Origin of the sequence: Bacillus badius NBRC 15713, from assembly GCF_001591605.1 — a bacterium.
GTDB lineage: Bacteria > Bacillota > Bacilli > Bacillales > Domibacillaceae > Pseudobacillus > Pseudobacillus badius.
In genome coordinates, this window is record NZ_BCVF01000008.1 from 37,812 (window position 1) to 60,389 (window position 22,578).

Annotated in this window: 17 protein-coding genes, 1 pseudogene and 2 riboswitches; of the genes and pseudogenes, 4 read left to right on the forward strand and 14 right to left on the reverse strand. The window is 46.4% G+C overall.

Annotation, left to right across the window (positions count from 1 at the left end; translation table 11 throughout):
• Positions 1–30: 30 nt before the first annotated feature.
• Positions 31–1,068 (forward strand): cytochrome d ubiquinol oxidase subunit II, encoded by a 1,038-nt coding sequence (locus BBA02S_RS06120; RefSeq protein WP_041095595.1) that lies wholly within the window; start codon positions 31–33, stop codon positions 1,066–1,068.
• A gap of 260 nt (positions 1,069–1,328) precedes the next feature.
• On the opposite strand, the gene purU is transcribed toward BBA02S_RS06120, so the two are convergent.
• The 7 genes from purU to hprK form a co-directional block, all read right to left on the reverse strand.
• Positions 1,329–2,198: a formyltetrahydrofolate deformylase gene (gene purU, locus BBA02S_RS06125; protein WP_041095596.1), complete on the reverse strand. Its 870-nt coding sequence runs from the start codon at positions 2,196–2,198 to the stop codon at positions 1,329–1,331.
• Positions 2,199–2,229: 31 nt separating this feature from the next.
• Entirely contained in the window at positions 2,230–2,550 is a 321-nt protein-coding gene (locus BBA02S_RS06130; RefSeq protein WP_052475033.1) for an iron-sulfur cluster biosynthesis family protein, read from the reverse strand.
• A gap of 63 nt (positions 2,551–2,613) precedes the next feature.
• Positions 2,614–2,708: riboswitch (glycine riboswitch) on the reverse strand.
• Positions 2,709–2,810, reverse strand: a riboswitch (glycine riboswitch).
• 74 nt (positions 2,811–2,884) lie between these two features.
• Positions 2,885–3,493 carry a class I SAM-dependent methyltransferase gene (locus BBA02S_RS06135; protein WP_041113692.1) on the reverse strand — a complete coding sequence of 203 codons (609 nt, stop codon included), beginning with the start codon at positions 3,491–3,493 and terminating at the stop codon, positions 2,885–2,887.
• Between the two features lie 11 nt (positions 3,494–3,504).
• On the reverse strand, positions 3,505–4,461 hold the full coding sequence (gene msrA / locus BBA02S_RS21730; RefSeq protein WP_041113691.1) for a peptide-methionine (S)-S-oxide reductase MsrA: 957 nt from the start codon (positions 4,459–4,461) through the stop codon (positions 3,505–3,507).
• Positions 4,462–4,513: 52 nt separating this feature from the next.
• Positions 4,514–6,049, reverse strand: coding sequence for an aldehyde dehydrogenase family protein (locus BBA02S_RS06145; RefSeq protein WP_041113690.1), 1,536 nt, complete (start codon positions 6,047–6,049; stop codon positions 4,514–4,516).
• A gap of 12 nt (positions 6,050–6,061) precedes the next feature.
• A complete protein-coding gene (locus BBA02S_RS06150) occupies positions 6,062–7,156 on the reverse strand; it encodes an SDR family oxidoreductase (RefSeq protein WP_041095600.1) in 1,095 nt (364 codons plus the stop codon).
• Between the two features lie 128 nt (positions 7,157–7,284).
• Positions 7,285–8,217, reverse strand: a complete 933-nt coding sequence (hprK, locus tag BBA02S_RS06155; RefSeq protein ID WP_041095601.1) for an HPr(Ser) kinase/phosphatase — start codon at positions 8,215–8,217, stop codon at positions 7,285–7,287.
• Between the two features lie 390 nt (positions 8,218–8,607).
• Here hprK and BBA02S_RS06160 point away from each other — a divergent pair, with 390 nt between their 5' ends.
• Complete coding sequence (locus BBA02S_RS06160) at positions 8,608–9,336, forward strand: hypothetical protein (RefSeq protein ID WP_052477300.1); 729 nt, start codon at positions 8,608–8,610, stop codon at positions 9,334–9,336.
• A 94-nt stretch (positions 9,337–9,430) separates the two neighbouring features.
• Here the strand turns inward: BBA02S_RS06160 and BBA02S_RS06165 are convergent, their stop codons facing one another.
• From BBA02S_RS06165 to BBA02S_RS06180, 4 genes and pseudogenes are all read right to left on the reverse strand, one after another.
• On the reverse strand, positions 9,431–11,068 hold the full coding sequence (locus BBA02S_RS06165; RefSeq protein ID WP_041113689.1) for a thiamine pyrophosphate-binding protein: 1,638 nt from the start codon (positions 11,066–11,068) through the stop codon (positions 9,431–9,433).
• 25 nt (positions 11,069–11,093) lie between these two features.
• Positions 11,094–13,875 (reverse strand): annotated as a pseudogene (locus tag BBA02S_RS06170) (sensor domain-containing phosphodiesterase).
• Between the two features lie 418 nt (positions 13,876–14,293).
• Positions 14,294–15,280 (reverse strand): sensor domain-containing diguanylate cyclase, encoded by a 987-nt coding sequence (locus tag BBA02S_RS06175; RefSeq protein WP_041095604.1) that lies wholly within the window; start codon positions 15,278–15,280, stop codon positions 14,294–14,296.
• 14 nt (positions 15,281–15,294) lie between these two features.
• Positions 15,295–16,116 carry an alpha/beta fold hydrolase gene (locus BBA02S_RS06180; protein ID WP_041095605.1) on the reverse strand — a complete coding sequence of 274 codons (822 nt, stop codon included), beginning with the start codon at positions 16,114–16,116 and terminating at the stop codon, positions 15,295–15,297.
• A gap of 283 nt (positions 16,117–16,399) precedes the next feature.
• Between BBA02S_RS06180 and BBA02S_RS06185 the strand changes: the two genes are divergently transcribed.
• Both BBA02S_RS06185 and BBA02S_RS06190 read left to right on the forward strand, forming a co-directional pair.
• Positions 16,400–17,851, forward strand: a complete 1,452-nt coding sequence (locus BBA02S_RS06185) for a carbon starvation CstA family protein (RefSeq protein ID WP_041095606.1) — start codon at positions 16,400–16,402, stop codon at positions 17,849–17,851.
• Between the two features lie 208 nt (positions 17,852–18,059).
• On the forward strand, positions 18,060–18,659 hold the full coding sequence (locus BBA02S_RS06190) for an undecaprenyl-diphosphatase (RefSeq protein ID WP_041095607.1): 600 nt from the start codon (positions 18,060–18,062) through the stop codon (positions 18,657–18,659).
• Positions 18,660–18,679: 20 nt separating this feature from the next.
• Here BBA02S_RS06190 and BBA02S_RS06195 read toward each other — a convergent pair whose 3' ends face one another.
• From BBA02S_RS06195 to BBA02S_RS06205, 3 genes are all read right to left on the reverse strand, one after another.
• Positions 18,680–20,107, reverse strand: coding sequence for a sigma-54 interaction domain-containing protein (locus tag BBA02S_RS06195; RefSeq protein ID WP_041095813.1), 1,428 nt, complete (start codon positions 20,105–20,107; stop codon positions 18,680–18,682).
• A 135-nt stretch (positions 20,108–20,242) separates the two neighbouring features.
• Positions 20,243–21,028, reverse strand: coding sequence for a 3-hydroxybutyrate dehydrogenase (locus BBA02S_RS06200; protein WP_041095609.1), 786 nt, complete (start codon positions 21,026–21,028; stop codon positions 20,243–20,245).
• Positions 21,029–21,063: 35 nt separating this feature from the next.
• Positions 21,064–22,503, reverse strand: coding sequence for a GntP family permease (locus tag BBA02S_RS06205; RefSeq protein WP_041113688.1), 1,440 nt, complete (start codon positions 22,501–22,503; stop codon positions 21,064–21,066).
• Between the last annotated feature and the right edge of the window lie 75 nt (positions 22,504–22,578).

Here is a 22,578-nt window from a genome sequence, read left to right on the forward strand (position 1 = left end):
TTTTACTTAACTCGATAGGAGGCGAGGCAGATGGCCAATGAATTAATCGCCATTACGATATTATGGGGGTTCGTATTTATTTACTCAATCATGGCGACGATGGATTTCGGCGCAGGCTTCTGGTCGATGATTTATCTGAACAGGGAAAAAACGAAAGCAACCAATATTGCCAACCGGTATTTGTCTCCTACATGGGAGGTGACCAATACGTTCATTGTCGCCTTAGTGGTTGCGGTGTATAGTTTATTTCCGAAAGCAGCGTACACGCTCGGTACCATTTTGCTCATCCCTGGAAGCCTTATATTGCTGCTGCTGGCTATTAGAAGTGCCTTTTTAGTTTTCTCGAACATTGCGACGGAATATAAAAAACCGCTCACCTACGTTTCAGGCATTACCGGCATCTTAATACCCGGCCTGTTAATCAGCGTTCTGCCCATTTCTCATGGAGCATTTATCGACTACAGAGGCGGACATCCCGTTCTCAGCCTGCAGAAGCTATTTACCAGCCCAAGCGAATACGCCTTTATCGGCTTTGCCATTAGCAGCACCTTGTTTTTGTCTTCCTTGCTGTTAGCCGATTATTCGAAAACCTCCCGCGAAATGGACGCCTATAAAGTTTATTTGCGGGATGGAAAAATCTTAGGGCCCCTTTCCGTACTAATGGCCTTTGTGATTATGCTCACGTTAAAAACGGAGACGCCTTGGCTATATACGCGAATGATGGAGGAGCTCCCGCTTCTGCTCACTTCCCTCGGCTTTTTCTTAATCGGCGGGCTCGCCTTGTTTCTTCCTTCATATGCCGATAAAAACATACAAGGCATGCCAAGAATTGCGGTGATAGCCGTCACGGTTCAATATTTCATTGCCAGCTATGTATACGGAAAAGCACATTTGCCGTATATCGTGTATCCTAACATAACGATCCAGTCCGGCTTTACAGATCCTAACTCCTTCATGGCAGTATTCGCTACTTATATTGTCGGCTTCGCCATTCTCTTCCCCGGGTTCATTTATTTTTGGAGTTTGTTTATGCACGACAAACGATATTTGCGGCAGAAAAGCCGGTAATCAGCGCACCAGAAAAAGGAGCTTGGGCAAAAGGTCATTTTCATGACCCTTTGGACCAGCTCCTTTTCAGCGAAAAATGGTTTCCGGCTGCCATTGATTGAACAGCGAAGCAACTAAGACAGCCAACGCATAAAGAAGCAAAGCAACCTGCAAAAACCCAGGCTTCTCTTGCTGTTTATTCCATAGAAAAAGTCCGATACACAAGGCGGCCAATAACATGCACGTGCCATCGAGTAAGAGTTGATTTCCTACCATCAGGCTCAAGTAAATACAATCGTTTTATTGCCGTGTACAATGATTTTATCCTCTACATGCCAGGAGACCGCTTCGGCAAGCACGCTTCTTTCCACGTGGCGGCCGGCGATTTTTAAATCTTCCGCGGTATAGCGGTGATTGACCCGCAAAATATCCTGTTCAATAATCGGGCCTTCATCCAGCTCATTTGTTACATAATGAGCGGTTGCCCCGATCAGCTTGACCCCGCGGTTAAACGCCCGGACATACGGATTGGCCCCTACGAATGCCGGCAGGAAAGAGTGATGAATGTTAATAATTTGATTCGGATATTTGGCGATAAAACCGGGAGACAGGATTTGCATATATCGCGCAAGAACGATAAAGTCCACTTTTCCTTCCAGCAGCTCCATCGCTTTATGTTCAGCTTCCTCTTTCGTTTCATGGGACAAAGGGATATGGCAGTAAGGAATGCCGTAGCTTTCCACGATGTCCTTCAAGTCCGGGTGGTTGCTGATCACCATTGGAATTTCTACTGGAAGCTCCTTTGACTTCCAGCGCCAAATCAGCTCCATTAAACAATGATCTGCTTTAGAGACAAAAATCGCCATCCGCTTCGCTTTCGCTTTATTTTTCAGCTGCCATTCCATCGGATAAGTTTGCGCTAATTGCTGCAGCCCTTGTTCCAGCTGCTCAAGCGCCGCATCGCCCTCTTCCATGTCAAATTCAATTCTCATGAAAAAAAGGCCGTCTTTCGGATTCGTCGTATGCTGATCAAATTGAACAATATTAGCCTGATGCTCCAGCAGCACATTGGATACTGCTGAAATAATGCCTGGCTTTTCCGGACAAGTTACTAACAATTTAAAATAGTTGATATTCCCCTTTTTATGCACCGTTCTTCCTCCATCCCTGGGCGTTAGGCGTTTACTCTGCGGCACACCCGCTTGAAGTAAAGCGCTCTGCCACATAAAACCCGCTTTCCGCCGTATAATTGACCTGTACTTCTTCCTTTAAATAACGTGCCGTAAAACGGTCGATGCGAATGGGAATTCCTCCGCAATCCAGCACCTTGTCATTCCGGCGCGGTTCATCAAATGCCAGCACAAACTTTACAGACAGTCCGCATCCTCCTGTAAGCTCCGCGTCAATTCTAGGAAAATGCTGTTCTGCCCGCAGTCGGATGTTTAGTTCGTTCCTAGCCGGTTCCGCCAGCTTAATCGTTGCATGCTGCTCCTTTGGTGCCATCTTCTCTCCGGCAGCCTCCCCTCCATCCCTTTTCTGCACGCAAAAAAGGACAGAAAAGGGTATCATCCCTTCTCTGTCCTTTTACCTGAGAGTTTAACCCCATCCCCCGATAGAGCCTTCCCCTTTGGTGGCGTACTAACACGCGCTCTCCAGAGTTGCGTCCCATTGTGGTTCTTCTACCTGAGAGATTAATTCCAAGGGTGTTTTTTGGAACTTGCTCCTTCGGTGGCGCACGGTGCGCACTCTCCCACAATCGTCATCCGCTATATCATTCAGAATAATTTAAATATTATCTCTTGTCAATCTCTTTCTATTCTGGATGCTGAAGAAGCGGCTATCCTTCGTAACGGAAAACCAGGAAGCGTTCATTTTCATTTTTCTCGTACAATTCCGGGATTTTCACTTCCTTTAACAGCTGAAAAGAAGTGTACATATCCAGAAACTGAATATACTCAGCGGTTGGATAGTACAAAATAAGATCAACCGGGCGCTGATGCTCTTCCACCGAGCGCAAAATATGATGCACGACTCTCATGAAAATCTGCACCGAAAAAGGATTAAAAAAGTAAAATTTGTTCTCTTCTTTTTCGATGTCATATTCTTCTGCCGGACAGCATTCAAAACGGACGGCGTTGTCCGCCCGCTTTTTCTTTTTCAAATAGCGGGCTTGGTTTTCAAGCGCCTCCTGATACAGCTGTCCATTAATTTCGATACCTGTTGCACGCGCGTGAAAACGATGATGGATATAAAATACGAGCCGCCCTTTTCCACAGCCGAAATCAACTACTCCATCGGTTCTTTTCAGCTCGTACTCCTCAAATAAATGGTCGATCGCGTCGTAAGGAGTCGCTTCATAGCGGTTATAATGAAGCGACTGATACAGCCATTCCCACGTGCCGCCTGTTTCAATCTTAAGCAGACGGTCGTATTCTTTTTCATTCATTGCTATTCCCCTTATTCAAACAAGCGTTTAAATTCCCCGTATCCTTCCTCTTCCAGCTTGCTTTTGGGCACGAAGCGGAGAGCGGCCGAATTGATGCAATACCGGGCATGGTCGGGGCCGGGACCGTCATCAAATACATGCCCTAAATGAGAGTCGGAGGTTTTGGCTCGCACTTCTATTCGGCGCATGCCGTGCGAGGTATCAAGCTTTTCCGATAATTCCATGCGGCGAAGCGGCTTTGTAAAGCTTGGCCAGCCACAGCCGGCATCATATTTATCCGTCGAGCTGAACAGCGGCTCTCCTGAAATAATATCAACGTAAATCCCCTCATCTGTATGGTTCCAGTATTCATTTTGAAAAGGCGGCTCTGTCGCATTGTTTCTTGTCACTTCATATTGAAGAGGCGTTAATTCCTTTCGCAGCTGCTCATCGGTTTTCTGGTTCTGCCAATGATCGCGAATAAATGTAGCCCGTCCCGATCCTTCTTTGTAAAGATTATAGTGGAAAGAGTTCTTTTTATAGTAATGCTGGTGCCGCTCCTCCGCCCTGTAAAACGGGCCGGCAGGAAGGATTTCTGTAACGATCGGCTTGGAAAAGCGCCCGCTTGCCGCTAATTTCGCTTTTGAGGCTTCCGCCATAGCTTTTTGCTCTTCATCATGGTAAAAAACCGCCGTTCTGTAAGACAGCCCCCGGTCATTAAACTGCCCGCCGGCATCTGTGGGATCGATTTGCTGCCAGAAGAGCTGCAGCAATTTTTCATAAGGAAAAACCGCCGGATCGAAAGTAATTTGTACCGCTTCATAATGTCCGGTCTGATCTGAGCAGACCTCTTCATATGTCGGATTTTCCGTATGGCCGCCGGTATATCCGGAGACCACCTCTTTAATTCCCGGCTGTTCATCAAACGGAGCTACCATGCACCAAAAACAGCCTCCTGCAAAAGTTGCCAGCTTCCACTGTTCAGTCATACCTATCCATACTCCTTTCCATTCATTTGCACCTTATTATATCCACAGTGCGCTATTTTCTCGATTCCTTCTTCAACAGTTGCCGGTATGCCGCCAGAAATCCGCGCCAGTTTCTGTTTTCCCCCCAAAAACTGCGGATTAAGCGTACAAACAACTCATATTTTCCTTCATAGGGAAACCAGTTCACTTCTTTCTTTCTGCGTCCCTTGTCAACCATCACGGCTGTTTGGACACAAAAGCCCTGCATGCCGACGTCTCCATGATAAGCGCCGATTCCGCCCTCCTTGGCTCCTCCATATGGAAGATAGGGGTTAGCTACCGTAATGATCACGTCATTAATGACGGCGTTGCCTGATATGAGCCGGGAGACTATTTGCTTGCCGCGTTCAAGATCCGCCGTCCAAACGCTGGCATTTAAGCCAAAGCGGGTATCATTCGCTAAAGCGACTGCTTCCTCCTCCGTCTCAAAAGCCATAATCGGCAAAACCGGGCCAAACGTTTCCTCCTGCATAACCGCCATGCCGTGATTCACATTTGTCAAGATCATCGGCTTGATAAACATCTGACCCTCTTCCCACTTGTCGGGGTGATCGCCGGCAAGCAATGTTGCCCCTTTGTCGAGCGCCTCTGTGACGTGTTCTTTAATAATGGCTGTTTGCTGCGGAAAGGTCATCGAGCCGATATCACTATCGGCAGCTGTTCCCTGCCTTAAATGCTGCGCCGCTTCCACCAAGCGATCAACAAACTCCTGATAAACCGACTTATCCACGTACACCCGTTCAACCGACATGCATACTTGGCCGCTATTCGTAAATCCGCCCCATAAGGCCCCTTGAACGGCCCGTTCCAGGTTGGCGTCCGCGCAAACAATCATCGGGTCCTTGCCGCCCAGTTCCAGAAGTGTCGGGATCAGTTGTTTAGCCGCCTCTGTTTGAATGATTTTCCCAGTCCGCACGGAACCGGTAAAGTGAATAAAATCCGGCTTTCCCTTCACCAAGGCGGCGCCTAATTCCTTGCCGCCATGGGCGACTTGCAAAAGGCCATCAGGCAAGCCCGCTTGTGTGAACAGCTTTTCAATCAGCCGCCCGACCAGCGGCGTCACTTCTGACGGCTTTAAAATCACGGCATTTCCAGCGGCCAGCGCCTCCACGATCGGAATCATGGAAAGCTGAAACGGAAAATTCCATGGGGAAATAACGAGCACCGTCCCCCTTGGCTTATATTCGATATAAGAACGCTTGCCAATGAACGTGAGCGGCGTTTTCACTCTTTTTGTTTTCAGGGCGGCAGCCGCTCTTTTTTCAATGTGGGAAATGGAATCAACCACTGTCATAACCTCTGTTGTCAAAGCCTCAACTGATACTTTTCCAGTTGAATCACTGATGACCTTCACAATTTGATCGAGTTCCTCAATAATCTGAAGCCTTACCTTTCTTAGAAACCGAATTCTTTCGGAAATCGGCAGCCCCGACCAGGTTGAAAATGCTTGGGCAGCGCTTGCATACATCTCATTGATTCGTTCCCCATTGGTTTCTTCCAGGGTTCCGATAACCTCTTTCGTTGCCGGACTTCTGACTGTCCATGTCATCTCTTTTCCTCCTCAGTGGATCTGTATCGTTCTATTATGATCTTGCCGATGCTCTTTGTAAAACCGGACAGCAATGGAAATATAATCAGCGAAATCAGGACAAGTGATCCCTGTTCCCTGCAAATCCTTTAAGGCTTGGGAACAGTCATATTCCGTCTCCAATAAAAAATAATTGATCGTTTCTTTCTCTACCATCACCCAGCGGCGAAAAGCAGGAACAGCAAGCAAAGAAGCAACTGCAGACGGCGAAACCGTATACCGGGGCGCTTTGCCGGTCAATGCCTCACAAATCAGCCGGTAGACTTCCTTTGCTTGATAAGGCTCAGGGTCCGTTAAATGATACACTTTGTTTTCTCCGATTGGGTCCATCGCCAAGAAACAAGCAGCCTCGACGATATAGTCGACCGGAACTAAATTAAAAGGACCCTCTCCTTTACCCAAGTAAGGAATAGGCAGCCGGGCAAACTTATCAAGAAATCTCATAATGAAATACGGACCGTCAAACTTGTCTGTCTCTCCTGTCTTTGAATCGCCCATCACGATGGCCGGCCGGATAATCGTGACCGGCAGCCGGCTGCGAACCGCTTGAACAAGTGCTTCTGCCTCGTACTTCGTCGATTCATAAAAGTTTTTAAAAGCCTGTCCGCATGACAGTTCACTTTCGAATATTCTTCCCGTTCTTTTGCCAGATACATAGGCCGTGCTAAAGTATATATACCTTTCAATGTGCTCTAATTGCAAGCACCAGTCATTCACATTTCTTGTTCCCTCTACGTTGACACGATAAGCCGCCTCCCGCGGAACCGCTAAATCGTAAATCGCAGCAAGATGAAACACATGGGTAATGTCCGTTCTTAATGTGGAAAGAAGGCCTTCCTCCATCCCTAAATTCGGCATAGTAATGTCTCCGGCAATCAGCGTGAAGCGGTCCGGCGGCTGAAAGAGTTTTTGGCAGAGGGTTTGGATTTGATGTTCGGCCTTCTCTAACTGGCTGGCCTGAACAAGGAGGATAAATTGCATCCCCGGCTCCTCAATCATCAGCCTTTCAATTATTTTTGAAGCAATAAACCCTGGAAACCCCGTAAAAAAGCTTGTTTTTCGTCCCATTTTCTCGTCCCCCATCAGCAACATATTTAGATGAAGCCTGCAGAAAGCGGCTTAGTGAAGAAAAAAGACAGGACGTACCCGCGAAAGGACGCATCTGTCTTTGATTGGACCTTGGAAACATTCAGCTTTTATTGCTTTTGGCCGGAATCAGCAAATTCCGATTCAATCCGTTTCATAAACTCTTCAGCCGCGCTGTAGCCTTGCTGCTGAAGATACCAGTTGTTGGCTGCCGCTTCGATTAAGCCTGCTACGTCACGGCCCGGCTGGAGCTGAATTTGAATATGGGGCACGCGAACACCCATGTAGTCTGTAAACTTGGTCTCAACCTCCAGCTCATTATTCAATGAGTTGTTTTGCCACTTCGTGAGCTCAATATCGAGCGCAATTCGCGTTTCCTCTTGAAACGCTTTTCTTCCATATAGCCGCACAACATTCAGCAGCCCCACGCTGCGCAAAGCAAGAAATTCTTTGTTTTTTTCATTATGCGTGCCAAGCAAGGTCTGCGGACTCAGCTTTTTAAGCACGATGATATCATCAGCGACGAGACGATGTCCCCGGCCAATGAGTGTGTGTGCTGTCTCGCTTTTTCCTACGCCCGATTTTCCGCGCAGCAAAATGCCAATCCCCGAGACGTTCACGCACACACCATGCACTGCAATTTCCTGTGCCAGCGTTTTTGTTAAATAGGCGTCAAGCTTGCCGACGAACTCATAAGTCGACTCATGGGTGCGAAGCAAAGGGATCTTTTCCTCTGTGCAGTATTGGGGCAAGTACATCAGTTCTTCTTCATGGGCTGTAACAATAATACACGGCGGATGATATTTCACGATATTACCGATTCGCAGCTTGCTTTCACTATCGCTTAATCTATGTAAGTAATTAATTTCATTGTTGCCGAGCACTTGAACATGTCCGCTTGGGAAAAAATCGAAATAATCGATGAACTCTAAGCCTGGACGCTGCGTCTGTGATTTCTCAATCCTCTGCTGCAATTGATCCTCTCCCGCCAGTACTTCTAATGAGAACCTGCGAACAATATCTTCAACCGTAATAGATTTCATAATGAATGTGCTCTCCCTCCTTATGATGATAAATAATAGATTAATTTAAAAACTGCTCTTTTAACGGCACCGGAGCGAATAAACTCTGGAACGCCGCTTAACAAAGCCTATTTGTTCTCATCGGTTATTATGTATTCTAATTTAGCACAATATGGTCTGTATTTATTAGTCATAGACTCCTTTGCCGCTGGAACTTTGCCCTTTCTATCGTTAAGGAATCTTACCATGTATGCAAAGGAATGACAAAGCAAAACCCTACGAACGTCTGTTTTTTCACAGATTTAAGACATTTTGCCGAATCAGGTCGTTCGTTGTGATTATTATTTACCATTTTTTCGAATAGTTGTGATATAATTGTAATTAATTGTTGATTTTTAATAGGAGTTTTCTATGCCAGGAGTCCATTCGGTTGATCTTTCATCCGAAATAAAGGGAAAAATGAAAGAAGCATTACGAAAAAAGCTGAAAGGATCTGTTGCTGATATGGATCTAGATAGCCAACTCAATACGATGACAAAAGCTGAGATGATGGACAGTTATCTTTGCTCATTTCGTTCACCGCCAGGCGCCGCGGAGATTTGCCAAGCAGTCGAAAAAAGCTTCGGCATCGACTTGGAGGCTGCGCCTGTCTTGCCGCAAGCACAAAAACACCTGCAAACTACCGTAAGCTCTGCTATGTCTCCGTCTAGAACAGCCATCCATTCATACCTTGCTGACTGCGGACCTGTGCTAACAGGCGATGATGCACGCACGATGATTAACCACTTGTTTGGCGTGAACCTAACCGCTATTTCAGCCTTAGAAAAAGCAAGAATCTCTTTGTATTCCAAAGGACAGTGGATCATTCAGCACGATACAGATTTATTTGTTGTCGATACAGCAAACAAGGATGCGGATGTGAGAGTTTCTCCGACCGAATACTTTATCAAACAAACCGGCCTTCATGCACTGCCGGTTGAATTACAGCGTTCGTTATCGCGCCTCGGGTTCTGCTGCGATGAACAAACAGGAAGCTATTATTTCTCCAATCCAGATGGCCAAGCGGTTTCTGACAGTTTTAAGGGACAAACAATGAGAGCCATTGGTGAAGTGATTCAACAGCAGCTGTCCCACTTGTGAAAGCCGCCTCATTTAAGAAGGTTTCCTTTGTCCGCTCCCTGCATGGGAACAAAGGAAACCTTTTTTAATTGGGCCGCAAACAGCTTAAACGAACTTATTTTGAAAAAGATGAGAGAAATTTCACTCGATCTCCCATTGGCGGAATATTATTATCAACTAAAGAAACTTCTAAAAGAGCGGGACCATCCAGGTCAGTTAAGCGCTCGATCGCCTCTTGATTTACATCTTCCATGCTCTCAATTCGGAAGCTTGGGATATTCATAGCTTCCGCCAGAGCCGCAATATTGACCGGCTGCTGCTCAAACGCTGAATGGGAACGGTGATACTGCAATGTATGGCCATGGTAAACCATTCCTAGGCGCGCATTATTCATTACAACAAATAGAATAGGCAGACGGTGCTCTTTGGCTGTTAAAATTTCCATCCCGTGCATGAAAAAGCAGCCATCGCCAGTAATGCATACGACCGGGCGTTCCGGCTCTGCCAGCTTCGAACCGATAGCTGATCCAATGCCGCTGCCCATTGCCCCAAAGTGAACATTGATGTCATAAGTATGAGAGTCGAACACATTCATGTGATGAATCACATAAGACATAAATTCACCAATATCCACCGTGTACCTCGTTGTCAACGGCAAATAATGCTGCAGCATCGAGAGCACATTTTTTGTATTATACTCTTCTATGTTTGGCAACTCGCTGCTTTTTTCAATTGGGCGATTTTCCTTTTTGGACAGGCCGAGCTCTTTCAATTCTTGTATTAAGGCGGATAAACTTACGTGAATATCGCCCAACACAGGAAGATCGATAGGATATTTCCGGTGGAACACTGACTTATCAAAGTCCATTTGCACGGTAAAACGATTCTTCGTCAGGTTTTCGTTATAATTATTGGTAGCGGTCTCCCCCAGGCTTGAGCCGACAATCAACAAGGTTTCTCCTTCACCGTCATTCATTAAAGCGGAGGCTGACTCATGGCCTGCAAACCCGAATACGCCGGCAAGCAAAGGATGATTATCTGGGATCAGCCCTTTCGCTTGAGGTGTCACAACAATTGGCCAATCCAATAGCTCTGCCAGTTCAGTAACTAACTCGATAGAATCTCTCGCCCCTTGTCCGGCAAAGATATAGCCGCTTTCTCTTGCCGCGATTTCTTTTGCTGTGGTTTTGATTAACTGACTATCAGGGATCATGGGTGTTCTTGCAGGCAGGGAAGGAATGTCTGCATTCTCTGCCATCCCCTGCTGCACATCAATTGGCATCGCAATATGAACAGGTCCCGGAACCCCTGATACAGCAATCTCTGTCGCTTTTACGACTTCAGCCAGCAAGTCCTTAGCATCGGTTACGGTGATGCTGTACTTAGTAACCGGCCGGAAAATCGGCTCTGCATTTAATTCTTGGGAAGCATTGAGGCCAACTGTATTTACAGGAACAGCACCAGTTAAGAAAAGCACCGGCAAATGCTCACGCATAGCATTAGCGGCACCGGTAACAAGATTCGTGGCCCCCGGTCCGCTGCAGCCGATGCATACGCTCAGCTGTTTGGAATACTTAGCGTAAGAAGCTGCCATATAAGCTGCCGCCCCTTCATGTTTAGCAATGACCGGGGTAATATCAGGCATATCATAAAGCTCATCAAAAAATGCATTAACCGAGCCCGCCGGAATACCAAATACATGCTTAATTCCAATACCTCTTAGATACTGCAATACTGTGTGAACAGCTTTCATCACATCTTCCCCCATTCGTTTAGAATTAGTTCTCCGAATAAAAATACTGTCGGACGACATCTTCAGCCTTCAATGGACGGCTGAAAAAGTACCCTTGCATCAAGTAGCAATTTCGCGAAGATAGAAAATCAGCCTGCTCTTTTGTTTCCACGCCCTCCGCGATCACATTCAAATGTAAATTCTGTGCCAAAGCAATAATCGTATTGGTAATGGCCGCGTTATCTTTATCGGTCATCACATCTTCGACAAATGATTTATCAATCTTTAAAGTGCTAATCGGCAGATCCTTTAAGTAGCCTAAAGAGGAGTAGCCTGTCCCAAAATCATCAATGGCGATATTGATTCCTAATTTCTTTAGCAGCTCCATTGTTTTTAAGGTAGCCTCTGTATTTTTAATAATTTGGTTTTCTGTCAGTTCCAGGTGTAAAAACTGAGGCTCAAGCCCCGTTTCTTCTAAAATGTTTCTGATCACTTGGAATAAATTATTCTCTTCAAACTGCCGGACCGATAGATTAACTGATACGCTGATGAGCGGGTAACCGCGATCATGCCAGGCTTTTACTTGTTTGCAGGCATTTCTCAAAACCCATTCCCCGATCGGCACAATCAAGCCGGTTTCTTCCGCAATCGGTATGAAGTCAGCCGGCGAGATGAAGCCTTCTGTCGGATGATTCCATCTCAGCAGTGCCTCCACCCCGATTATATCGCCCGTTCTGCTGTTTATTTGAGGCTGATAGTAGATAATTAGCTCGTCGCGGTCTAAAGCCTTATATAGCGCATTTTCAAACTTAATGCTTTCCAGCGTTCGGTTGTCCATTCCGCTCCGGAAAAAGTGAAAGCTATTCCCTGATATTTCTTTCGATTTATACATCGCGGCGTCTGCATTTTTAATTAACATTTCCGCTGTATCGCCATGCTCAGGAAACAGGCTGATGCCGATGCTTGTCTTAATATAGACTTCATTCCCTTTTAAATAAAAAGGTTTGTCGAAAAAGGAAATGACCTGCTCTACCACCTTGAGCACATCCTGATTGCTTTGAATGCCCGGCAAAATAATGGTAAATTCATCGCCGCCCTGCCGCGATACGACTGCCTTCTTTGGAATGCTGTCGCTCAGCCGCTTGGCCACATCCCGAAGCAATAAATCGCCATAGCTATGCCCAAGACTGTCATTAATCATCTTAAAACGGTCTAAATCCAAATATAAGACAGCGAGCCGCTCATTATTTACTTGCGCATAAGATAATTCGTAATTTAACCGGTTATTCAACAGGACACGGTTAGGCAGGTTTGTGACATTGTCAAAAAAAGCCAGGTACTCAATTTCCTGTTCCATTTGCTTTCTCTGGGTAATATCTTTAAATGTCACGACCTCCCCGATGACTTCCTTCCCTTCTGACATAGCAGAAATGACATATTCAACGGGAAAACCGGAGCCGTCTTTGCGAACAAACTTTTGATCTGCTTCAGAATAGTGCAGCGTGCTATCTGTTTCCGCCTTTTCCGGCTCGTCCCTGCTGAAAATAACCTCTTCAGGCTTTCCGATCAGCTCACCCTTCTCATAGCCGAGCATCGACTCGGCAGCCGGATTGCAAAAGGTCACCTTGCCCTCAAGATCCAAACCGAAGATGCCCTCACCGGCTGAATTCAAAATCAGTTCCTTCTCGCGGCTCAGCTGCCGCAATTCTGTGATGACTCTTTCAAGCTCTTTATTTTTGATTCTGATTTCCGACGTTCGTTCTTCGATGATAACCTCTTGTTTTTCCATATACAACAAATTAGCCAGTGTCGAGGCGGTGGCATCTACCACCGATTGAGCCAGCTGTCTGTCCGCTTCGGAGTAAATCATATCCTTCTCCTCAAAGTTGGCAACAGCTATTACGCCTAATACTTTTCCCATGGAGATCAATGGCAGAATGAAAAGCCCATTGATGCCAAAGTTCCGGCAAACGGCATGATTCGGCCTGTCATCAGCAAATACGTTAGGAATAAGCAGCGCTTTTTTGGTTGCTATCACCTCCCGAATTAATACGTCGTTCGTCTCATCAATCGTCATTCGGCTATGAGTCTGCATCCAGTCTTCTTCCGTCCAGTCGCTGTCCTTGCTCAGCCGTGTCGGCCTGATGTTTCTTCCAGCTAACGGATCAAGCAAATGGACGCCGACGTTATAATTATCCAATACCTTGCCGACGTAAAACAAACATTTATCTATTCCCTCCTGCATGGTGGAGCACATTGACAGTTCGCGTGTCACATCCAACAGCAGTTGTTTTTCAGCGATGAGATTTTCTTTGCGGGTCAAATTAACTGTATTGCGGATCGCAACAGCAGCCATATTAACATAAGCTTCAACGGTTTGAATCTCTGTTTCGGTTAAATTCATTGGGGTGCCGTAATCGAACAAAAAGACAAGCCCGAACAACTCATCTTCATAGGAGATCGGAAGAGCAAGCAATGATTGTATTTTAAATCCGTTGACCGCTCTCGCGTCCGGACGGCCGTCTTGTGATGTATCTGGTATATAAATTGTCTTTCGTGTTTCGATAACTTCTTTGGCCAACAAATCTATTTCAGTATCAACCACATGCATATCAAGGGTCATGCCGTTAATAAAATCCGGCTTCCCCCACATAGCCTCTAAACGTTCCATCTTTTTGCGGCAAATAGATTCCGACGGAGTCACACTGGACAATTTCTTCGGAAATGGCGATCGTTACTTGATCTAACACCTCCCTTAAATCTAACTTTGAGTTTATTAGCTTTGTAATATTGGCAAGTCGAGAATATCTTGTTTGCTCTTTCGTCATTTAGTGTCCCCCATTGCTTGGCTTAGTGATCGAATAAAATGGCAATTACAGACTAATATAGTCCCATACGTCTAAGCTTGCTGAAAAATTCATCATAATATCCCAAGTAAAGATCTTCTCCTCTTTTTTCCTATTTTTAAATGCCCTATCCTTCAATGGATCAACTAGATGTTTCTCCACTGATCATTGGCCTTGTTACTTAAAATGTTAGACTTTTCGAACCGCTCTTTGCAACCTTTCTTTTATCCTATTTACTTTAATTTTCAGCTTATTGCGTCCCTGTTTTTTCAATCTGCTTGCCGCAGCGCGAATAAAAAATGTCCAAGCGCTGATTGATCGTGCATCTAAAGATGAAATGCCAGCGCATTGGTTATGAAAAATAAAGCTGCTTTGCAAACAGCACAGCAGCTTTATTCCTTCACTTATGATGCAGCCCGTCCGCTGCATGCGTCACACAATTTCGGCCGTTGTTCTTAGATTGATACAAGGCTTGGTCCGCTCTTGCCAAAATTGAAATATTTGTATCCTCGGAAGTAACAGTCGCTGCCCCAATGCTTACTGTAACCGCACACTCCTCCCATGAGTCCTGTTCGATCGCCGTCCGCAAGTCTTCCGCAGCCTGCTTCGATTGGCGGGCATCCATCCCCGGCAAAAGAACAATAAATTCCTCCCCGCCGTAGCGGGCGGCAAGGGCAGGCTCCTCCAGGTTCGCTTCCATTATTTGCGCAAGCTTCCGCAAAACCTGGTCTCCAACAAGATGACCCTGGGTGTCATTTATTTTTTTAAAGTGATCGACATCAAGGATTAAAACAGAAAAAAGCATATGAGAAGCGGCGAAACGCTCCATGTAGGCATCAAGCTTCTCAATAAAGTAGCGCCGGTTTTTCAATCCGGTTAGTGCGTCTGTTACTGCTAACGTTTCTAACTCAGCATTTAATCTGATCAGTTCCGCTTGTTTCAATTCAATATCACGATGCAATACTTCCAGCCTGCCAAGCGCCTCATCCTTCAGCCGGTAAGCTTCTTCGATTTTTGTTTTGGCGTTGCGAATCTCTTTTTCGTAATCAATTCTTTTGCTCATCTGGATGAATACACAATCTATGATTTCCTCTTCATCACCTCTGCGGCTCCGGCCATTTACAAGAACAGGGATGCTGTCGCCTTGCTTGGACTTTAATGTTAAATACATTTCATTCACATAGCCGTATAACTGAATAAATGGATAAAAGTAGGTGTGAAAAAGAAACTTGTTTGCCATAGACATCATTGATTCAATATGATGATCCAGTACATCTTTGCGGTCATAGCCAAACATGTTTAGAAATGTTTCGTTGACAGCCATAATGATGCCGCGGTTCGTAATGGAGACATAGCCGCATGGGGCATGATTCAGCCGCTCATCCATTGGCAGGCCTCCCTTCACTGAACCGACTTCCCTTGAAGCTGTGAAAGAAAGTCTTTAATCAAATTTGTAGTCTCCTGCGGATGGCTCAAATGCGGATAATGCCCTTTTGCTTCCATTAAATGAAATGTGCTGTTTTTAAGGTGGCGATGCAAATACTGGCCGACTTCTAGAGGAACGATGCTGTCTTCTGAACATTGCAAAATCAGTGAAGGAGTTTGTGCCTTAGGCAAATCTTCGCGATGATCAGAAAAAAAGGTCACTTCTGCAAACTTTCGGGCCACGGCCGGGTCCGCTGAACAAAAACTCGTCTTCAATTCTTCCGTCAATGCAGGACGGTCCGCATTATTCATGGCCAGAGGGGCTAGATAGCTGGCCCATCCAACAAAGTTCATTTCCATCATACCGAGCAATTCCTCGACATCCTCCCGTTCAAACCCGCCAAAATATTCCGGCCCATCATTTAAATAGCGCGGGGATGGCCCAACCATGATTAAGCATTCAAAGCAATCAGGTCTTTGGATAGATGCGAGCATGCCAATCATGGCACTGACAGAGTGGCCAACGAATATGGCCTGCTTTATTTGCAGTGCGTCCAAAACTTCGAGCAAATCTTCCACATATCCTTGGATCGTTCCATATCTCTCCTCATTGTAAGCTGTCCTATCTGAGTTGCCCGAACCAACATAGTCAAATAACACCACTTTATAGTCCTTTTCAAACTGGGGAGCGACAAACCGCCACATATTTTGATCACACCCGAATCCATGGGCGAATAGAATGGTCTTTTCTCCACTGCCTGTCACTGTCACATTGTTGCGTGTAAAAATAGTCGTCATTCCAGTAACCTCTTTTGCTATTTTTTAGAAGTATATGGGTATTTCTGTTACGAATGAATCTAAGTCTACTATACACAAAAACAAGAAAGGGTTCATCCTTTAGATTTTTTCATAAAATAGGAGGAACCATAGGCAGCGGCGATTCATATTCTGAAAAAATAGGAATCACTAGTTAAAAAGAAGGATTTTACAATTTTTACTCTCATCCCCCTCTTTTCTCTCCATATATTTACTATAATTATATTTGTAAGCGCATTCATATTAATGAATAAGGGGGAGAAGCATGTATACCTTTCTAGCAGGAATTGCCCTTTTAATTCTAGGTTACTTCACATACGGCAAGTTGATCGAAACTATTTTCGGGGTGAAAGCTGAACGGGCGACACCGGCCTACGTAAATAACGACGGAGTGGACTATGTGCCGATGAGCACGCCCAAAAATTCCTTGATCCAGCTGTTAAATATCGCAGGCACAGGCCCAATCTTCGGGCCGATTATGGGGGCGCTCTACGGTCCCGTAGCATTTATTTGGATTGTAGTTGGCTGTATTTTCGCCGGGGCCGTCCATGATTATTTAACGGGCATGATTTCCATTCGCAACCGCGGAGCCCATCTGCCTGAACTGGCAAGCAAATTTCTCGGCAAGGTCATGAAGCATGTAGTCAATGCTTTTGCTATCCTGCTTCTTTTATTAGTCGGAACCGTGTTTGTATCTACACCAGCGAGCCTGCTTCACGCATTAATGAATGGCAAGGTCGCGTTAAGTCTCATCATTGCAGCTATCTTTGCTTATTATATTTTAGCGACTCTGCTGCCAGTGGATAAAATTATCGGCCGGCTGTATCCTTATTTCGGCGCTCTGTTAATCATCAGCGCACTCGGAGTGGGGATTGGCTTAGTCGTGACAGGCGCTCCGATTCCAGAGCTTTCTTTAAGGAACTTTCATCCGGATCATGCCCCTGTATTTCCTTTATTATTTTTTACCATAACTTGCGGGGCGCTTTCCGGATTTCATGCTACGCAAACACCGATGATTTCGCGGACCACGCAAAATGAACAGCAAAGCCGGAAGATTTTTTACGGCATGATGATCGCGGAGGGCATTATCGCTATGATCTGGGCGGCGGCAGCTATGAGTTTGTTCAACGGCTATGGCGGATTGAATGAAGTGCTTGCGGCAGGCGGGCCGGGAGCGGTGGTCAGCGAAGTATCTGCATCGATGCTGGGCGCGATCGGCGGAACGCTGGCTGTGCTCGGAGTCGTTGTTTTGCCGATCACTTCCGGAGACACCGCTTTCCGAAGCGCCCGCATGATTATTGCTGAGTATCTGACTATTTCTCAAAAGAAATTCTCGAGCCGCTTGTGGATTGCTTTGCCGCTGTTTGTGCTGTCTGTCTTGCTGACGCAAATTGATTTTAATATCCTGTGGAGATATTTCAGCTGGGCCAACCAGTCAACAGCGGTCATCGCCTTATTTGTCGGCGCTATGTATTTGTACATTGCCCGCAAAAATTACTGGGTGTCGCTCATACCGGGAACCTTCATGCTTGTCATGGTGCTTGCCTACATCTTGAATGCACCGATCGGATTCGGCTTGTCCATGACCGCCTCCTGGATTGGCAGCACGATCGGCACAGTGCTGCTCCTTGCCCTCTTCTTCCACGCTGCTAAAAAGGCACGGGCAAACAAGCTGCCGCTTGAGGATGATATTTCCGACTGGAATAGCGTCGCTTAGACAGGAGAGGCATATAGCAAAGAGAAAAAGCTGCCCGGGGAAATTTCCTCGGGCAGCTTTATTTGCTGATGAGCCTTACAAAAATGTAAGAGAAATGAAAGCTAATCAAATTTTTTCCTCTTTTTAAATAGCCTATACTTCTCTTTAAATACAGGCGATCTTGGCAGGCCATGCCAGGATCGCCTAAGGAAAAAGGAGAAGCCTTTCCATGAATTTATTTGAAATGAATATAAACCTGTTTCGGTCAATTAACGATTTAGGCAAGCAGTTTACACAGCTTAATCCAGCTATGGCATTTATTGCTGAGTATATGGTTGTCGCGCTTGCTCTTGGCATCCTCTTGTTTTGGTTCACCAGGAACCGCACCCATCGCATGATGATCCTTTGCGGATTTATGGCTTTTGCAGCGGCAGAATTCATTGGAAAGGTAGCCGGCAAGCTCCATTCCAATCACCAGCCTTTTGCGGAACTGCCCGATGTTAACAAACTCATCCACCATGCAGTGGATAATTCCTTTCCAAGTGACCATACGATTTTGTTCTTTTCTTTTTGCATGACGTTTTTCTTGTTTCATAAGCGCTGGGGAATTTTATGGATGCTGCTGGCGCTCCTTGTCGGCTTTTCGCGCATTTGGGTTGGAGTGCACTATCCGGCAGACGTTCTGATCGGAGCAGTCATTGGCATTTTTACAGCATCCATGGTTTATCTGACACTCCCTAGTCTTAATGCTGTGAAAAGATTTCTGGCGGCCATTGAGAAAATGGAGCGAGCCTTCTTTCCCGGCAAAGACCAGTCCAAGCAATATTGATCTTCTCTGTGAATCGCTGCTTACGAGTGAAGGCCATATAATTTGCATTTATCATACAGGCTTGTTTTACTGATTTGCAACAGCTCAGCTGCCTTTAATTTATTGCCCTGCGCGGCGGCTAAGGCCCGTTGAATCGCCTGTTTCTCCATAGCAGCCATCGCTTCTTTGAGCGGCAGAATGGACAAGGGAGCCGCCTGCTCAGAGCAGGGGCTGCTATCCCCCTTTCTTTCGTCTCCGCCGCTGCCTTCAGCTTCTTGATCGCGCAAATATAAGGGGAGATGGCATAATTGAATGAGCTTGCCATCCAGCACATTGATGGAGCGCTCTAATACATTCTCCAGCTCACGGATATTTCCCGGCCAGGAATGACCAGCTAGCCGTTCCATCACTTCTGGAGATAATTTCAGACTATGACGGTAAAACCTCGGCTCAAGCTGTTTCAGCAAATATTGCGCAATCGCTGGGATATCTTTTTTCCGCTCTCTTAACGGCGGAATGTCGATTTTAATCACATTTAAGCGATAGTACAGGTCTTGGCGGAATTGTCCCTCTGCCACCATTTTTTCAATGTCCCGGTGGGTAGCTGCAACAATCCGCACATCGATAGGAATCGACTTTTGGCCGCCTACCCGGCAAATTTCTTTTTCCTGCAAGACCCTTAACAATTTGCTTTGCATCGAAAGCGGCATGTCGCCGATTTCGTCCAAAAACAGCGTGCCTTTGTGAGCCAGCTCAAATTGCCCGCGCTTGCCGCCTTTTTTTGCTCCCGTAAAAGCCCCGTCCTCGTAGCCAAACAGCTCGGACTCAAGGAGGTGCTCCGGAATCGCGGAGCAATTAATGGCGACAAAGGGGCTGGATGCTCTCGTGCTGCGGTGATGGATAGCATGGGCGAACAACTCCTTGCCTGTGCCGGACTCGCCTATCAGCAAAACAGAAGAATTGCTTCCTGAAATTCTTTCAGCAAGCGTTTTGGCAGCAAGAAAGGCCGGGCTGTCCCCAATTAAATCGTTAAAGCTGTATTTGCTTTGCAAGTCCTTTTGCGCTTTCGCTTGGTAATAGCTCAGCTCTTCAACCAGACCTTGTATTTTCGTTTTGTACATCTGCCATTCTTCAGGATTCCGGAACATCACGCTGCCGACGGCCCCGACAATTTCTCCATCTTCAAATAGCGGAAACCGATTGGCAATCATCTCGCTGCCGTTAATGGACTGCAGGGCAGCCAGCTCGGTTTCTCCCGTTTGGGCAACAATATGCATGCGCGAATTCTCAATAACCTCCTGCACCGGGCGGCCCGCTGCTTCCTCCACCGTTGTGCCGATAAACTCACAATATGGTTCATTAATGTATAAAATAACTCCGTGGCGGTCGACAACAACGACTCTCTCAGCTAATAGATTGATCATTTGCTCATACCAGCTTGCCGGTATTCTTTCAAATATCCGCTTCATCTTGCCGTCCCCCTCTTTTGCATTCATTTGCTTATTATAACAAATCCTTACCCATAAATTTCCTTGTTCAATAAAGACCTTAACGAAAAAAAGATCCCTGCTCTCATCCATCGAGCAGGAATCCTTTTTCGTTTTTTATTGGGCGGTGTAGCCTCCATCCAGTATCACGGCTTGCCCGGTCACTCCCCTTGCTTTATCGCTGGCCAAAAAAACAGCATAATCGGCAATCTCCCCCACGGTCAAAAGCCGTTTTTGCGGAACAAGCGGCAGGAGGACCTCTTCAATGGCTTCATCCAGGCTGACGTTTCTGGTTTTCGCCAGGTCTCCCAGCTGCCCCCTGACAAGCGGAGTATCAACGTAGCCGGGGCATAAAGCATTTACCGTAATGCCATGCTGGGCTCCCTCTAAGGCGGCTACCTTTGTTAAGCCGATCACCCCATGCTTTGCACTGTTATAAGCTGCTTTGCCGGCAAAGCCGATCACCCCATTAATCGAAGCCATATTAATAATGCGGCCGAAGCCTTGCTTTTTCATCAGCGGAAAGACATGCTTGATTCCGATAAACGGAGCCGTTAACATGACCTTGACCAGCCGCTCGAAGGTCTCTGTCGGAAAGTCTTCAATCGGAGCAACATGCTGAAGACCCGCATTATTAATTAAAATATCAACGCGCCCAAATGCCTCCTGTGCAGATTGCAGGCTGTGCTTGTAAGCTTCCTCATCGGTCACATCACATGGAGCAGCCATTGCTTTCCATCCTTGATCCTTTAATTCTGATGCGGCCTGCCCGCTTTTTTCAGCGTTCAAATCGGAAATGACCACGTTGGCTCCTTCTTGCGCAAACGTCTTGGCAATTTCCAATCCGATCCCGCTGGCTGATCCTGTAATAAAGGCTGTTTTCCCTGATAATGTTTGGTTCATGATTTTTTGCCTCCTTGCGTACTCAAACTCTTTCATTAAACAATGCCGAAGAATGTATAAAGAGCGATGACGACGAAAACCGCCAGTGTCTTAATAATGGTGACAGCAAAGATATCCTTGTATGACTGCTTATGGGTTAGTCCGGTAACGGCAAGCAGTGTGATAACGGCTCCGTTGTGAGGAAGCGTATCCATGCCGCCAGAGGCCATCGCTACGACGCGGTGCATCACTTCCGGCGGAATGTTAGCTGCGGCAATCGCTTGATTGTACGTATCTGCCATAGCTCCCAAAGCAATCCCCATGCCGCCGGAAGCAGACCCTGTCATCCCGGCCAGTGTAGTTGTCGTCACAGCCCCATTCACGAGCGGGTTGGTGAAGGTTTGTGAAATCCCATCGCTGATGGTTGCGAATCCCGGAAGAGCGGCAATAATTCCGCCAAATCCGTATTCGGCCCCGGTGTTCATTGTTGCCAGCAAGGACCCGCCAATAGCTGAATTTACCCCTTCTTTGAAGCCTTGTGTCACCCGCTTCCAATCATAGGCGATTGCTGTAACTATACCCACAAGCAGAGCCATTATAATCGCCCAGACCGGAGCAGCGGCTGCTACATCAACGGAATAATCCTTCAAGCCGATGGCAGAAAAGTCGAAGCCGTCCGGATACCATTTTGGAATATAGGTGATGAACAGTTTATTTGTTACACCGACAAGCAGCAGCGGAACAAAGGCCAGGATTTGCCGGGCAACGGATTGCTGTGACATTAAGTCAGGGCGAAAAGCCGTCTCCTCTTCAGCTTTCGCGCCTTCTGCTGCAGCCGCATGTTCATCGGCAAATCCGTAGTAGCCTTCACCGGCTTTTTCGGCTTTCTTTCTTCTTGACTCTAAATAGAACAGCCCGGTGGCCAGGACAAGCACTCCGCCAATTATGCCAAGTGCCGGAGCCGCGTAAATGTCGGTTTTAAAAAAGGAAATAGGAATGACATTTTGAATTTGCGGCGTTCCCGGCAGAGCATCCATGGTGAAGGTAAATGCGCCAAGAGCAATCGTACCCGGAATCAGGCGTTTCGGAATGTTCGCTTGCCTGAATATTTGTGCGGCAAATGGATAAATAGCAAACACCGCCACGAATAAACTGACGCCGCTATACGTTAAGATCGCCCCGAGCAAAACAATGGCCAGCATCGCCCGTTTGGCGCCGATCAAGCGGACGATCGTCTTGGCGATAGACTCGGCGATCCCAGACATTTCCACAACTTTTCCGAAAATCGCTCCCAATAGAAAAACCGCGAAATACGATTTAATAAATCCAACCATTTTTTCCATGAACACCCCTGAGAAAAAAGGCAGAACATGGAGCGGGGCAACAAGCAAAACAGCAAGCAGCGCACAAATTGGCGCCAATAAGATAACTGAATACCCGCGATAAGCAAAAAAGATGAGAAGGCCAAGCGACAATAAAATAACAAATAAATCCATCTAGATCCCCCCTGTATTCGATGTTTTAGTAAGCGCTTACAAACAATCGCTTTGAAATGATTCCTATCCTCCTGT